The organism is Allohahella marinimesophila, assembly GCF_039538005.1.
In the GTDB taxonomy this organism is placed as follows: domain Bacteria; phylum Pseudomonadota; class Gammaproteobacteria; order Pseudomonadales; family Oleiphilaceae; genus Allohahella; species Allohahella marinimesophila.
This window is the reverse complement of the sequence record NZ_BAABBO010000001.1, coordinates 886,482-900,059: the sequence shown is the minus strand read 5'-3', so window position 1 is coordinate 900,059 and position 13,578 is coordinate 886,482. Positions and strand designations below refer to the sequence as shown.

Sequence of the window (13,578 nt, the reverse complement as noted above, 5' to 3'; positions counted from 1 at the left end):
GTTGTAGTCAGGGCGCTGGCTCACTAGAATGCAATTCAAATGAGCATTTAATCAGACACACGACCCCAATTCGCATGCAGCAGACGACATCATATGAAGGCTAGCCAATACCTGATCGCCACCCAGAAAGAAACACCCGCCGACGCAGAGGTCATCAGCCATCAGCTGATGCTCAAAGCTGGCATGATCCGCAAGGTCGCCGCCGGACTCTATACCTGGCTGCCCCTGGGTCTGCGCGTGCTGCGAAAGGTCGAAGCCATCGTTCGTGACGAGATGGAAAAGGCCGGTGCTCAGGAGGTCCTGATGCCAGGCATTCAACCTGCCGAGCTGTGGCAGGAATCCGGACGCTGGTCCAACTTCGGTGACGAGTTACTGCGCCTGAAAGATCGACATCAGCGCGAATTCTGTGTCGGCCCGACACACGAAGAAGTCATCACGGACCATATGCGCAACGAGTTGCACTCATACAAGCAGCTGCCTGCCAACTTCTTTCAGATCCAGACCAAGTTTCGTGACGAACGCAGACCCCGCTTTGGTGTGATGCGCGCGCGCGAGTTTCTGATGAAGGATGCCTACAGCTTTCACGTCGACCAGCAAAGCCTGGACGACACCTACGACATCATGTACCAGGCCTACTCGGCCATCTTCGACCGCCTGAGCTTGCGCTACCGTGCGGTTCAAGCAGATAGCGGCAGTATCGGTGGCTCCGCCTCGCACGAATTCCATGTGCTGGCCGACAGCGGCGAAGACGATATCGTGTTCAGCAGCGGCTCTGAGTATGCCGCCAATATTGAGAAGGCCGAGGCACTTGCGGTGGGGCCTGAGGGCGAACTGTGCACTGACGCCTTTACCGGCCACATCGACAGTAGCGGCATGCCTGCGGCCGAGTCTGTGTCTACGCCGGGCGTCAGTAGTATCGATGAAGTGTCAAAGCTGCTGAACGTCAGCCCTTCGGCTACGGTCAAGACGCTCCTGGTCGAAGGCGCCGAGGGCGGCCTTGTGGCCCTGTGCCTCCGCGGTGATCACAGTCTGAACGCTGTCAAAGCAGAGAAGCTCGATGAAGTGCTCACCCCGCTGACGATGGCTGATGAAGCCGTCATCGAAAAGGCGATCGGCTGCAAGCCAGGCTCGATTGGCCCCCAGTCGCTCAAGGCGAAAGGCATCCCCCTCATTGTCGACCGCTCTGCCGCAGTCATTCCCTTGTTCACTGCCGGAGCGAACGAAGAAGGACGTCACTGCACCAATCTCAACTGGAAGCGGGATGTCGGTGAGGATTTCACAGTCGCCGATATTCGGAATGTCGTGAGCGGCGACCCAAGTCCTGATGGCAAGGGCACCCTCGATATCAAGCGCGGTATCGAAGTCGGGCATATCTTCAAGCTTGGTGACAAATATTCACAGGCCATGAATGCCTCCGTGCTGAACGAAAATGGCAAGAAGGTCGTCATGACCATGGGTTGCTATGGTATAGGCGTCAGCCGCATCGTCGCGGCAGCCATCGAGCAGAATCATGACGAGGCCGGGATCATCTGGCCAGAGGCGCTGGCGCCCTTCACTATCGTATTGATTCCGCTCAACTATCAGAAATCAGAGCCGGTTCGCACCTTCAGTGACGATCTGTACAGCCAGCTACGCGCTCGAGGCTATGACGTTCTGCTCGACGACCGCAACGAGCGACCCGGCGTCAAGTTCGCTGACGCAGAGCTACTTGGCATCCCACACAGAGTTACAATCGGAGACAGGGGCCTGGCTGAAAATGAGATAGAATATAGACAGCGCAACGACACTGAAAACCGGAGTATCGCGGTCGATAATGCTCTCAACTTTCTTCAAACAGCTCTCGCCCATCCAAAAACGGGCGAGCGTCTTATCGTGGATGACGCGGCAGCCGAAGGGCAGTCGAAGTAGTGCTGCGTGGTTTCGTGCCTGCGTTTTGAGCGTGCTGGCGCTCGCGGTCGTCGGCCTCGAAGCGCACGCTTCGGCACAACAGCCTGATCCTGAATTGGCATCAGCACTTCGCCAGACCGTCAACGATGCGGCCAGCTTTCCCGATCGCTTCGCTGCCGAGGTCTGGCTTGTCGACATGTCTTCCCGGCTGTCTCGTTACGTCAAAGACCATGAAGAGCGGCTCCAGTTTCTGAAGCTGGTTCACCTTGAAGCCACCAAAGCCAACCTTAGCCCTGAGCTCGTGCTCGCCGTCATTCACGTCGAAAGTCTGTTCGACCGCTTCGCGATTTCAAGCGTTGGTGCCCAGGGCGCGATGCAGGTGATGCCATTCTGGAAAAAGGAAATCGGCCGTCCTGATGACAATCTCATGGATATGGCGACCAACCTTCGCTACGGCTGCACGATTCTCCGGCATTATATCGAGCGCTCGAAAGGGAACCTGACTGAGGCGCTGGCGCGATACAATGGCAGTTATGGCAGGATAAAGTATCCTGTGAAGGTGTTTGATCGCTGGGAAAAATACTGGTTCGTCAATGGGCAGTAAGTCAGGGAATAGCTTGGAACACGATTCGGAAAACAGTAACGCCAAGGCATCGCGATGGACCCGCCGCAGTCAGGCGGTGGTGTATGACAACCCATGGATCCGGGTCGAGCATCATGAGGTCACTGCACCGACGGGCGTGGATACCATCTATGGCCTCGTGCACATGCACAACACCGCCGTAGGCATCATTCCACTCGATGAAGACAATCATATCTGGCTCGTCGGTCAACTTCGCTATCCGCTAGACGCCTGGTCCTGGGAAGTGCCCATGGGGGGCGTGAAAACGGCTGGCCTGGAGCAGACGGCGGATGAGCAGCAGCGGAGGCTGCTCGACGGTGCCGCGAGGGAGCTGACCGAGGAAACCGGCCTCTCTGCTGAGCGATATACGGAGCTGGTTCGCCTGCATACCAGCAACTGCGTGACCGATGAAGTCGGGGTGGTGTATCTCGCTGAAGGCCTGACTCATGCCGCGCCCACTCCCGACCCTACCGAACAGCTCACCGTAAAGCGCCTGCCCTTCGTCGAGGCCTGGACCATGGCCATGAACGGCAGTATGAGCGACGCGCTGTCAGTCGCTGCGATTCTCAAGCTCGGCATACTGCGGCCACATCTGCTTGGGTCCTGATCACGCACCCATGAGAGTAGTCAGCACCAGAACAATACTGCCCTCGCCTGAGAAATCGTCTCGTCCAGACCGTATTCATGTTTTTAAGCCTTTCCAACTGATATACACTGAATCCATCAACAAGGAGTGATTATGATCAAGAAATGTCTCTTCCCGGTAGCCGGTTACGGCACACGCTTTCTGCCTGCTACCAAGGCAATGCCCAAGGAAATGCTGCCCATCGTCAACAAGCCACTGGTTCAATACGGTGTTGAGGAAGCGGTCGAAGCCGGTATCGATAACTTCGGTTTTGTGACCGGACGCGGCAAGCGCTCCATCGCAGATCATTTCGATTACTCCTATGAACTCGAGCATCAGATCAAGGGTTCAGGCAAGGAAGAGTTGCTCACGACCATTCGCAGTCTGATCAACAACAACAAATTCACCTTTACCCGGCAGAATGAAATGCTCGGCCTGGGTCATGCCATCCTTTCTGGCCAGACATTGATTGGCGACAATCCATTCGCTGTCGTGCTGGCAGATGATCTGTGTCTGGTCGACGATGGCGGGCCTTCTGTGCTTGCGCAGATGACCAAGCTGTACAACCAGTTCCGCTGCAGCATCGTCGCCATTCAGGAAGTGCCTGAGGACGAAGTTCACAAGTATGGTGTCATCGCTGGCGAACCGATGAAGGATGGCCTGTTCAGGGTCACTGACATGGTAGAAAAGCCGAAGAAGGAAGATGCCCCTAGCCGCTACGCCATCATTGGGCGCTACATTCTTACGCCGGACATTTTTGACATCATTCGTAAAACCAAGCCCGGCAAGAATGGCGAAGTCCAGATTACGGATGCCTTGTTGCAGCAGGCTAAAGACGGCTGCGTACTGGCCTATAAATTCAAGGGGCGCCGCTTTGACTGTGGTTCCATAGAAGGCTTCGTCGAAGCGACGAATCATGTCTATGAGAACTACTACAAGCAAGGCAGGAACTAGTCGCGCTGGAAGCTGGCCGCGCTCAGCGTGGCCGATATGGAATCGCCGCCCGGCACCAGTTGCTGCGCGGCGATTTTTTTAATGGCGGGATGACTTGCCCTTGGTCTGACTTGCAGCAGCCTTGGCAGCTGGCTTCGAGCTCCGCGGTAACATCTGCATGATGAAGGTCCGCTTTTCATCGTCACATTGGCGGTAGCGCTTCAATAATTCCCGTTCATCTTCCGCTGGCAAGCGGCTTTCCAGCTCTTCGCCTAGTTCGGCCAGCGCGCCAAGCATTCGCGTGGCTGGATCATCGTCGTCCTCGCTGTCCAGACCGGGCAAGACGAGTTGCCGTTCTGTACCAGCACTGGTATCCAGGTCCAGCAACACCTCCAATGGCACTGAAGCCTTCACGCAGAAGTCGATCAACTGATCGACATCCGGATATTCCCGCCGTCCCTCTTCCAGAGCCTCCCAATTCCGCACAAGGCTTTCAGGCACGGCGCACATCATGGCCACATCTTCCTGGGTCAGTTTCTTCTGATGCCTGACATCCTGCAGCTTCTGGTTGAAATTACGCAGGTACTTCATGCGGCTCTCCCTGGTATCAAGTCGCTATTATTCGAGGGGGTCTAATCTGCCGTTTTTTTGAGCGGCCAATGGCTGTTATACCACGAAGCCAGCGCTTCAGCTAACCACGCCGGATCCTCCACAGCCAGATCGTGCCCTGCAGACGGATGCGTCTGCAATGTCTGCTGCCAGGCAGTGGCCAGGCGCTCGGAACATACCGGGTCGACCAGGGCGTCACCCAGACTCCGCAGTACCAGACAGGGCACGGCCAAAGGTGCCACCAGCGGATCCTTGTAAGCTGCCGCCGCGCGCAACTGACGAAGCGCGTTGCCAGGCGTCACCGGATTGGCCTCAGTCCATTTCACCCACTGTTCGAGGCGATCCTCAGTGCGAAATTCAGGCCTCAGTGTGAGCTGCATGATAAAGCGCTCCAGCTCCCGGACGGCTGCCGTCTCTCCAGACTTGCGTACGAGTGAGGTCGCCAGGCGCGCGAGAATACGCAACCAGTTGTTCAATTTGAGGCGTTCCCACGGATAGGCATGTGGACGCATGCTCGAATTGATACAGGCAAAGCCGACGACGTCCTCAGGATACCGTTGCACCCACTCTGCAGCCAGCATGCCGCCCATAGAGATACCGACGAGCACCAGTTCGGTACCTTTCAGTTCGGATCGGATCGCGGACATCATGCCGCCTATTGAATCTGGGGTACGTTCACTGTACCGGCTACCATTGCCAGGCAAGTCAGCGCATATGATACGGGGCCGCTGTTTGGGCCGGGCATTGCTGGAGATGAGGTCGAGCTGCTGGCTCAGCTCATCCGGAAACGATTCCCAGTGACGGCCATCACGCATCCAGCCGCGCAAGAGCACAATGGTTGGCCTCTCAGTCATGCTAGGCATACCACAGCTGCTGTGCGGCGGCTTCGAAGCTCAGACGTTCATCATCATCCGGCAACCAGTTGGCGTGAGAACGAACAGCATCTTTCATGAAATCAAGAAAGGTGAGATGACGTCGTAACACCCGCTCGAGGCGATGGGGCAGAATCGGATGATAGAAGCCAAGCAGCTGGGTCAGTTGCCGCGGGTTCTTGCGCACCCACTGCCACGAGCCCAGCTCCATGGTCAGCGGCAGGAAACAGCGACCTTCTGCGAGGGCACCCTGGTAGAGGTAGTCCCACAAATCTCCATGGGTGGTGTAAACATTGGCCTGCGGTTCAAAGGTATAGATATTGTGCGGATAGGTCTCGGCCAGCAGTTTATGAAACGCATAGACCTCAGCGAGATGTTCGATCGGCTGGTTGGTGCAGGCGTAGGGAAACCAGAGCTGGTCTTTGAAGCCGAAGCCAGAGTGGCAGTCGAGCACCATGCTGAAGGGTGCAGGAAAGAGATGCGTCCGGGCAAATTTGCACAGCGCTGCGGATTCAGGCTCCAGCTGATCCGGAATGCCACGGAACCATGGCAGTTTGCGGCTCAGGCGCTGCCCACCAAGCAATAGCGGCACTGCGGTACTCGCTTCGACAGGTGCATTGCGCATGAGATCGACCCCAGCGGCATTGCATCTTGAGTTCAGCCACATACCGCTCGGATTCATCGCTGGCAGCACCCAGAGCTGCACCTCATCGAGCTCTGCCCTGAGCGCATCATCCCAGCGTAAACGCGCCAACAGGGTTCTCACGAAGGCCAGGATGATCTCGGTGCCTATGCGCTCGATACCATGGATTCCGCCGACCAGGGCCAGCGCAGGCTTGGTACTGTCAGCGTGGCCGATTTTCATGGCATAGATAGGCAGTTCGTGCTGCTTTACACTGACGGTGTCGAGAAGCTGCAGATGACAGCTGGCGGGATTATGCTCAGCCATGAGGCGGAGGACTTCCAGTTCAGGCACCTTGTGCCTGGTTTTGGAAGACAAGTTGCGCATTCGGGTGGCCAGAGTGGCCATTGTCAACCTCCTGTCGGCTGGTGGCGTGTTGCCATCGTAAAGTTGGGAAACAGTAGCAGCCTCGATGTCCCCCGCCTACAAAAATAGTGAGGCCTCATGAGTACAGTCCAAAGAACCCTGTTGATCATTTCGCATGCTCCATCGAGAAACACGCAGGCCCTGCAGCAGTCGCTTCTGGAGGGCGCAGGCGACGAGGGTATTGAGGCTGTGGCTGCCAATGTCCGCTCACCGTTTGATACGAAACCGGAGCACGTGCGAGCTGCTGATGCACTTATTTTATTTACTCCGGAAAACCTTGGCTATATGAGTGGCGCGCTCAAGGACTTCTTCGACAGAATCTACTACCCCTGCCTGGAGGACACTCAGGGTAAGCCTTACGCGCTCATCGTACGCGCCGGACATGACGGAACCGGGACATGTCGCGCCGTCAGCAGTATTGCAACAGGCCTTCGTTGGCGAGAAATCCGGCCACCGACAGTCTGCAAGGGAGACTATCAGCCGGCCTTTGCCGAATGGGCGCGCGAACTTGGTCTGCTGGTGGCGGCGAGCCTGGATAATGGTCTGATCTGAGAACTACTGCCGATACCGATAGGAATCCTCACGCGCGGCGGCAGCGTATGACAAGCCTCTCTTGAAGCAGATTTTCGCTGACACACACAGGAAATGTCGAAATGATTACGGTCCATCATCTGAATAATTCGCGCTCACAGCGCATACTCTGGCTACTTGAAGAACTCGGTATCGACTACGAGGTCAAGCGTTACGAGCGCGATCCAAAAACCATGGCTGCCCCGGCCTCTCTGAAGAAAGTCCATCCGCTCGGCAAATCACCAGTCATCACCGATGACGCCAATGGTCAGACCATCGCCGAATCCGGTGCCATCGTGGAATATCTTGCCGAATGCTACGGCACCAGGGATCGCGGCGACGAACCACTGCTACCGGAACGTAAGGGTGGCAAGCTGGACAAGGACTACTGGGATTGCCGCTACTGGCTACACTATGCGGAAGGCTCGCTGATGCCACCATTGCTCGTCGGCCTCATTACCGCCAAGCTCAGGGCCACAAAGATGCCCTTCTTCGCAAAACCCATTGCGAAAAAGATTGCGGATCAGATTGACCAGACCTTCACCCAGCCGCGGCTCAAAGAACACTTCGGCTTTGTGAATGAGCATCTGGCGGGTAAAACGTGGTTTGCAGGCAATCATCTGACAGCAGCAGACATACAGATGAGTTTTCCGCTCGAAGCGGCGGCTGCACGTGGCATGATCGACGGGAAATATCCGAACATCACGCAATTCGTCGACATGATTCACGACAGACCTGCTTATAAGGCTGCTCTTGAGCGTGGCGGCGAATATGACTACGCGTAAGGTCGAATCCGGCTGGATTCATTAATACTGTCGGAGGGGCTTGAACAAAGAATTGGTAGGACCGACCAGATTCGAACTGGTGACCTCCACGATGTCAACGTGGCGCTCTAACCAACTGAGCTACGGTCCTACTGAGGGCGTGTATTTAAGCAAATTCAGACTGGCCGTTCAAGCTGCCGAGAGTCGAAATATGAGAATAAATAGCCCGTCCTGGCAGAAATCTGTCCGGAAGTGAGCTTTTGGTCAGCCAAAGGCCCTTGAACACGAAAAAACGGGTCAGCATTCAGGCTGTGAGCATGCCTACAAAGTTGCAGGGCTTATGGCTAGCGTCCAACTGTTCGCTGAGGATTCGGGTCCACGCGGTTCTGCAGGCGCCAGTTGATCCGGGCAGACAAAAGATCAGCGTTCGGTTGGCCAGTCCAGCCACGCAGCGAGACTGTATGGTCGAAGTACCGATCTCATCGTAGGACAGCTGACGGAAGAGTTCGCCGAACCCATCGATGCTCTTGTCAAACAGTGGCAACAAGGCTTCGGGCGTACTGTCACGCGAATGAAAGCCGGTGCCGCCGGTGACGATCACCACTTGCACATCCGGGTCCGCAATCCAGTTGGAGACCACTGCCCGCATCATATAGATGTCATCCTTGACGATGGCTCTGTCTTCGAGCAGATGTCCATCTTCAGTCAGCATCGACACCAATGCATCGCCGGATGTGTCATTGCTCTCATCGCGCGTATCAGACACCGTCAGTACCGCGATGTTCAGCGTCTTCTGCGCAGGCGCAGCCGTATTGCTCATGAGGACATCAAACCTTGTAGTAGTCTTTGTACCAGTCTACGAAACGAGCGATCCCTTCTTCAACCGGAGTGGCAGGCTTGTAGCCCACGTCATCGATCAGCGCCTGCACGTCTGCAAAGGTGGCAGGCACGTCACCCGGCTGCAGCGGGAGCAGATTGCGCTCGGCTTTTTTGCCAAGACAGGATTCGAGGATCTCGATGTATCGTGACAGTTCGACCGGGTTGTTACTGCCGATGTTGTAGACGCGGTAAGGCACCCGGCTGGTCCCCGGATCCGGATCTGCCCCACTCCATTTATCATTAGGCCTTGCTACATGATCCGAGGTGCGGATCACACCCTCGACGATGTCATCGATGTAGGTAAAGTCGCGCTTGTGCTTGCCGTAGTTGAATACGTCAATTGGCTCACCAGCGAGTATGCGCTTGGTAAAGATGAACAGAGCCATGTCAGGGCGGCCCCACGGACCGTAAACCGTGAAAAAGCGCAAGCCGGTTGTGGGCAGACCGAACAGCGAGCTATAGGTATGTGACATGAGCTCGTTCGACTTCTTGGTCGCCGCGTACAGAGACAAGGGGTGGTCGACGTTGTCGTGAATGGAGAACGGCATGGTCTCGTTCGCACCATAGACCGAGCTACTCGACGCATAGGTCAAATGCTGGACATCATGATGCCGGCAGGCCTCGAGTATGTTCATGTGACCTACGAGGTTCGCCGTGATATAGGCATGCGGATTGGTGATCGAGTACCGCACACCGGCCTGGGCTGCCAGATGTATCACTCGCTCTGGCCGATACTTCTTGAAAGCTGCATTCACAGCGTCTGCATCGGCAATATCAATCCGCAGGTCAGTGAAAGCCTTGTGTGGTGTCAACCTTGCCAGCCGCGCTTCCTTGAGCGACACCTCATAATAGTCGTTGAGGTTATCAATGCCGATCACTTCGTCACCTCGCGCCATCAGGCGCAGGGCTACATGAGACCCGATGAATCCGGCGGTACCGGTAATCAAAACTTTCATCTTCTCTGCTCCGCAGGTAAGAAATCCATTATCAGAAGCTGAGACCTACACCCAGAAACGGGCCACCAAGCGTCATATCTGCATCGACATCATCGACATCTTCAAGCTTGATCTGAAGTTCACGCCAGCCCAGCGTGACGTCGACCATGCTGACTTCATAGTTCAGCGCCAGGTTGGCATCTACGATGCTGTTGCCCGAGTACCCGATGCCGGCTACGGAGGCATAGGCGGAGAGTCCGGTGAGCGGCAGATTCAGACCGGCGCCACCATACAGCATGGGAATCACTGCCTTGAACTCTTCTTCCACACGGTTAAAAGCACCGGTCTTCTCACGAATACTGATCTTGCCATCCACAAATTTGGCCTGCAGACCGAAATCGATGTGAACGACGGTATCGAGTAATTCCCAGAACACGATCGCATCCGCCTGATTCAGTTGCAGGTTATTGCTGGTTCGGCCACTGATGGCGACGCCGTCGAATACCTTCGCCGAGACTGTACCGTTGCCATCCTGATCCACAGCCGAGTACTGCACACGAACGTTGGGAATGAGCGGAATCGGATTTTCAAACATGGCGAAGCCAGAGAAATTGAAACTGTCGTCGAAACCAAGTTCGTCCTCGAGCTGGAAATCGCCGCCGCCGGAGCTGATATCACCCGTGATGCCGGTATACCAGGTGCTGGCGCCGAGGGACAAGCCGAGAATATCTGCCTGGGCAGGCGCAGCGAGCACAGCCGTTGCCAGTATGGGCAGGCACCAACGGGTCATCAGTGAGCGGGATACAGGCTTGCCCTTCAGTGCGTGACTTGCAGCCACACCTTCAGGTAATACGTTTCTTGTCATGGGTGCACCTTGTTCATTGTTGGAATTTGCAGCACGAGCCTTCAGTATAGTCGCGCTCAATCCGGGTTCGGGCCCTGGTTCAGATCTACACCAAGACGCCCGGCGACTTCCTTATAATAGTCGACAACCTGGCCCAGGTTCTGGCGGAAACGGTCTTTATCCATTTTCTCACCGGTAGCGCTGTCCCAGATTCGACAACCATCAGGACTGAATTCGTCTCCCAGGCAGAGCGTTCCGTCACCGGCCACGCCAAATTCGAGCTTGAAATCGACCAGCGTCATACTGGCCTTCGCGAACAGCTCAACCAGGTGGCTGTTGACCTCGAGCGACAGTCGCTTCATCTCATCGAGCTGCGCCTGACTGGCCATGTTCAGCGTCACGACCAGGGAGTCGTTCACCATGGGATCATGCAGCTCGTCATTCTTGACGAAGAGTTCATAGGTGCTCGGCTTGAGTGGCAGACCTTCGGTCAAGCCCAGACGCTTCACGAGACTGCCTGCTGCAAAGTTGCGCACGACAGATTCGACCGGAATCATTGTGAGGCGGCGTACGAGTGAATCCGTGTCCGAGAGCTTCTTCTGGAAATGGACTGGGATGCCTTTGTCCGCCAGATAAGTCATCACGAAGGCATTGATGCTGTTATTGATCACGCCTTTTTCCGCGAGCTGCTCCTTGCGAATGCCATCGAAGGCTGAGGTATCATCCCGAAAGTGCATGATCACGAGATCAGCATCTTCGGTCGCGTAGATATCTTTAGCCTTGCCTGAATAGAGCTTCTCGGTTTTATTCAATGCCATCAGCCTAGCTTCTCCATGACTTCATTCAGGATGGTAAGTGAGTCCGCCCGGTGCTGCTCATTGCCGCTGAGGGTGGAAATATCGTAGGGCACGCCTGCATTTCGCGGCAGAACATACACCCGCAGTTCATCCGATACGTTTTTCAGTTCAATCTGAAAGTTATAATCGTCGGATAGGCGGTCGGTATCTGTGTCTTCGTCGTCGCTGAACCACGAGGCCATGAAGCCGGGCTCTTCGCCGCTGCGCGACTCGTCATACTGAATGAATAGACGGCCATTGGCCCGGTTCTGGTCAATCAGATCGAAGCGACTGTTCAGCACGGCCTGCTCGAGTTCGAACCAGGCGCGCCCCTCATTGAGCTTGACCTGGATATACGGCACTGTCATGCCATCAGTCACCAGCCGAACCCGCTGTTCGCTATCTATGCGCTGGGCGACGAGAGAGTAGGTATTGAAGTCGGAGACGCTCTGACTCAGACCGTAAGCGAGCGACTTCAGCATCAGCTCCGGGCTGCGCCCAGGCTCCAGTGTTTCATCCGGAGCATCAGGTGCCAGCGCATCGGTCCTCACATCATAATCGAGCGACTGAATGCGGATTTCCGAACTCTTTTTCTTGAGGCCCTGGGTGACTTCTATCTGCATGGCCACAGCCCCCATCGGGTCAGAGGCTGGCATTTTCAACTCGTGCCGGCGGGTCCAGGACGAAGCCTTGGCCGACGTCGCTGGAAACTCGACGACCATGATGCCCTCTTCGATGCGATCTTCGCTGACATCCGCGCCATGAGATTCCCAATACTGCTTCATCGCTGGCCAGATACGCCCTGGCGGCTCAGAGGTGGACAGCCAGACGGCATCGTCGGACTTGCGCACGTTGAACAGCGACTCACTGATTTCGCTCTGTGGCTGTGGTGCGGCTGGCACCTTGAAGCTGCCGCGGGCGATGAAGGCTTTTTCTGCAGCTGGAATCGGATAACGATCACTCAGCCTGGTATCGCCCTCAAACACTTCAGGCACTTCCAACGGCTCTGCCGGCTTGACGGTCATGTATCGGTCACTGCGGTCCTCCACCCATGCACAGGCTGCGGCACTCAGCACCGCTGTGCCTAGCAGGAGGGATTTTGCAGAACGGGGTAAAACAGACATGGCAGTACTCAAGGTACGAGATCAAAAATGCGGAGGGCGTCGCGCACCTGCTGGTGATACTGTAATTGCAGAGGCGTCAGTGGCAGACGAATACCGCCTTCCATGATACCCATTTCAGTCAGCGCCCATTTTACCGGTATCGGGTTCGCTTCCAGAAACATGGCGCGGTGCAGAGGCTGTAGCTGGTCCTGCAGAGTTCGTGCAGCATCCGACTCGCCTTCCAGCGCGAGACGGCACAGTCGGGACATCATCTTCGGGCAGACGTTGGCCGTTACGCTGATGTTGCCTGCCGCACCACTGAGAATGAGCTCGACGGCGGTGCCGTCATCGCCCGAATAGACGGCGAAATTATCTGGAGCGCCGGCGATGAGTTCGCGTCCACGCTTGAGATCACCGGTAGCATCCTTGATCCCTACGATATTGGGGTGCTCTGCGAGCTGCAGCGCCGTATCGTTGTGGACATCACAGACGGTGCGGCCCGGGACGTTGTAAAGAATCTGCGGAATCTCGACAGCGTCGGCAATGGCCGTGTAGTGCGCGAGAATGCCGTTCTGACTCGGCTTGTTGTAATACGGCGCCACCAGCAGGCAGGCGTCCGCACCGGCGTTATGAGCCTGGCGGGTAAGGTGGATGGCCTCCTTGGTGGAGTTGGCGCCGGTACCGGCGATGACGCTGATACGACCATTCACCTTTTCAACGACAAAGCGCAATACAGTGGCGTGCTCGGCAAAATCGAGTGTAGAGGACTCACCTGTAGTGCCGACGGCAACGATGGCATTGGTGCCATTGACGATATGGTATTCGATGAGTCGTGCAAGCGCGTCCCAGTCGAGTTCGCCAGCAGACAGCATTGGAGTGACCAGGGCGACGATGCTCCCAGTGATCATGAACGGACTCCCAAGAATTAGAGGACAATCAGCCTGGATATTGAGACCGATTCAAAGAAGTAGCGTATGTTACTGCCGAGCTCAGCAGGAAACAAGCTGAGACTCGGGCGTGGCTGGAATGCACTGCGCCTGCAAAATCAAGC

Annotated in this window: 15 protein-coding genes and 1 tRNA gene; 6 read left to right on the top strand and 10 right to left on the bottom strand. The window is 56.1% G+C overall.

Annotated features, from left to right (window positions below; translation table 11 throughout):
• Positions 1-93 precede the first annotated feature (93 nt).
• The 4 genes from ABD735_RS04060 to galU all read left to right on the top strand — a co-directional run bounded on the left by ABD735_RS04060 (position 94) and on the right by galU (position 4,088).
• On the top strand, positions 94-1,908 hold the full coding sequence (locus tag ABD735_RS04060) for a proline--tRNA ligase (protein ID WP_344803529.1): 1,815 nt from the start codon (positions 94-96) through the stop codon (positions 1,906-1,908).
• A complete protein-coding gene (locus ABD735_RS04055; protein ID WP_344803527.1) occupies positions 1,877-2,491 on the top strand; it encodes a lytic transglycosylase domain-containing protein in 615 nt (204 codons plus the stop codon). The genes ABD735_RS04060 and ABD735_RS04055 overlap by 32 nt, the downstream gene beginning before the upstream one ends.
• A gap of 13 nt (positions 2,492-2,504) precedes the next feature.
• The gene (locus ABD735_RS04050) at positions 2,505-3,116 is read left to right on the top strand and encodes an NUDIX domain-containing protein (RefSeq protein WP_344803525.1); all 612 of its coding nucleotides are present in this window, start codon (positions 2,505-2,507) and stop codon (positions 3,114-3,116) included.
• 132 nt (positions 3,117-3,248) lie between these two features.
• The gene (galU, locus tag ABD735_RS04045) at positions 3,249-4,088 is read left to right on the top strand and encodes a UTP--glucose-1-phosphate uridylyltransferase GalU (RefSeq protein ID WP_344803523.1); all 840 of its coding nucleotides are present in this window, start codon (positions 3,249-3,251) and stop codon (positions 4,086-4,088) included.
• Positions 4,089-4,166: 78 nt separating this feature from the next.
• On the opposite strand, the gene ABD735_RS04040 is transcribed toward galU, so the two are convergent.
• The 3 genes from ABD735_RS04040 to ABD735_RS04030 are packed head-to-tail and all read right to left on the bottom strand — an operon-like array spanning position 4,167 to position 6,578.
• A complete protein-coding gene (locus ABD735_RS04040; protein ID WP_344803521.1) occupies positions 4,167-4,658 on the bottom strand; it encodes a helix-turn-helix domain-containing protein in 492 nt (163 codons plus the stop codon).
• Positions 4,659-4,699: 41 nt separating this feature from the next.
• A complete protein-coding gene (locus ABD735_RS04035; RefSeq protein ID WP_344803519.1) occupies positions 4,700-5,530 on the bottom strand; it encodes an alpha/beta fold hydrolase in 831 nt (276 codons plus the stop codon).
• A 1-nt stretch (position 5,531) separates the two neighbouring features.
• On the bottom strand, positions 5,532-6,578 hold the full coding sequence (locus tag ABD735_RS04030) for a M14 family zinc carboxypeptidase (protein WP_344803517.1): 1,047 nt from the start codon (positions 6,576-6,578) through the stop codon (positions 5,532-5,534).
• A 96-nt stretch (positions 6,579-6,674) separates the two neighbouring features.
• Between ABD735_RS04030 and ABD735_RS04025 the strand changes: the two genes are divergently transcribed.
• Together ABD735_RS04025 and ABD735_RS04020 are read left to right on the top strand one after the other, a co-directional pair.
• Positions 6,675-7,148 (top strand): flavodoxin family protein, encoded by a 474-nt coding sequence (locus ABD735_RS04025; RefSeq protein WP_344803515.1) that lies wholly within the window; start codon positions 6,675-6,677, stop codon positions 7,146-7,148.
• 101 nt (positions 7,149-7,249) lie between these two features.
• The gene (locus ABD735_RS04020) at positions 7,250-7,951 is read left to right on the top strand and encodes a glutathione S-transferase family protein (RefSeq protein WP_344803513.1); all 702 of its coding nucleotides are present in this window, start codon (positions 7,250-7,252) and stop codon (positions 7,949-7,951) included.
• Between the two features lie 53 nt (positions 7,952-8,004).
• Here ABD735_RS04020 and ABD735_RS04015 read toward each other — a convergent pair.
• The 7 genes from ABD735_RS04015 to dapA form a co-directional block, all read right to left on the bottom strand.
• Positions 8,005-8,081: transfer RNA gene (locus tag ABD735_RS04015), tRNA-Val, on the bottom strand.
• Positions 8,082-8,234: 153 nt separating this feature from the next.
• Entirely contained in the window at positions 8,235-8,750 is a 516-nt protein-coding gene (gene moaB / locus ABD735_RS04010; RefSeq protein WP_344803511.1) for a molybdenum cofactor biosynthesis protein B, read from the bottom strand.
• Positions 8,751-8,757: 7 nt separating this feature from the next.
• Positions 8,758-9,765, bottom strand: coding sequence for an NAD-dependent epimerase (locus tag ABD735_RS04005; protein WP_344803509.1), 1,008 nt, complete (start codon positions 9,763-9,765; stop codon positions 8,758-8,760).
• Between the two features lie 31 nt (positions 9,766-9,796).
• Positions 9,797-10,609 carry a TIGR04219 family outer membrane beta-barrel protein gene (locus ABD735_RS04000; RefSeq protein WP_344803507.1) on the bottom strand — a complete coding sequence of 271 codons (813 nt, stop codon included), beginning with the start codon at positions 10,607-10,609 and terminating at the stop codon, positions 9,797-9,799.
• A 56-nt stretch (positions 10,610-10,665) separates the two neighbouring features.
• On the bottom strand, positions 10,666-11,400 hold the full coding sequence (purC, locus tag ABD735_RS03995; RefSeq protein WP_344803807.1) for a phosphoribosylaminoimidazolesuccinocarboxamide synthase: 735 nt from the start codon (positions 11,398-11,400) through the stop codon (positions 10,666-10,668).
• A gap of 5 nt (positions 11,401-11,405) precedes the next feature.
• Positions 11,406-12,548: an NlpB/DapX family lipoprotein gene (gene bamC, locus ABD735_RS03990; protein ID WP_344803505.1), complete on the bottom strand. Its 1,143-nt coding sequence runs from the start codon at positions 12,546-12,548 to the stop codon at positions 11,406-11,408.
• An 8-nt stretch (positions 12,549-12,556) separates the two neighbouring features.
• Positions 12,557-13,435, bottom strand: coding sequence for a 4-hydroxy-tetrahydrodipicolinate synthase (gene dapA / locus ABD735_RS03985; RefSeq protein ID WP_344803503.1), 879 nt, complete (start codon positions 13,433-13,435; stop codon positions 12,557-12,559).
• Positions 13,436-13,578 lie beyond the last annotated feature (143 nt).

Excerpts from the sequence above, each read along its gene's own strand:
- ABD735_RS04030 (WP_344803517.1), bottom strand. The coding sequence starts at position 6,578 with ATGGCCACTCTGGCCACCCGAATGCGCAACTTGTCTTCCAAAACCAGG.
- ABD735_RS04020 (WP_344803513.1), top strand. The coding sequence starts at position 7,250 with ATGATTACGGTCCATCATCTGAATAATTCGCGCTCACAGCGCATACTC.
- ABD735_RS04005 (WP_344803509.1), bottom strand. The coding sequence starts at position 9,765 with ATGAAAGTTTTGATTACCGGTACCGCCGGATTCATCGGGTCTCATGTA.
- ABD735_RS04000 (WP_344803507.1), bottom strand. The coding sequence starts at position 10,609 with ATGACAAGAAACGTATTACCTGAAGGTGTGGCTGCAAGTCACGCACTG.
- dapA (WP_344803503.1), bottom strand. The coding sequence starts at position 13,435 with ATGATCACTGGGAGCATCGTCGCCCTGGTCACTCCAATGCTGTCTGCT.
- ABD735_RS04035 (WP_344803519.1), bottom strand. The coding sequence starts at position 5,530 with ATGACTGAGAGGCCAACCATTGTGCTCTTGCGCGGCTGGATGCGTGAT.
- galU (WP_344803523.1), top strand. The coding sequence starts at position 3,249 with ATGATCAAGAAATGTCTCTTCCCGGTAGCCGGTTACGGCACACGCTTT.
- ABD735_RS04060 (WP_344803529.1), top strand. The coding sequence starts at position 94 with ATGAAGGCTAGCCAATACCTGATCGCCACCCAGAAAGAAACACCCGCC.
- ABD735_RS04040 (WP_344803521.1), bottom strand. The coding sequence starts at position 4,658 with ATGAAGTACCTGCGTAATTTCAACCAGAAGCTGCAGGATGTCAGGCAT.
- moaB (WP_344803511.1), bottom strand. The coding sequence starts at position 8,750 with ATGAGCAATACGGCTGCGCCTGCGCAGAAGACGCTGAACATCGCGGTA.
- bamC (WP_344803505.1), bottom strand. The coding sequence starts at position 12,548 with ATGTCTGTTTTACCCCGTTCTGCAAAATCCCTCCTGCTAGGCACAGCG.
- ABD735_RS04025 (WP_344803515.1), top strand. The coding sequence starts at position 6,675 with ATGAGTACAGTCCAAAGAACCCTGTTGATCATTTCGCATGCTCCATCG.
- ABD735_RS04055 (WP_344803527.1), top strand. The coding sequence starts at position 1,877 with ATGACGCGGCAGCCGAAGGGCAGTCGAAGTAGTGCTGCGTGGTTTCGT.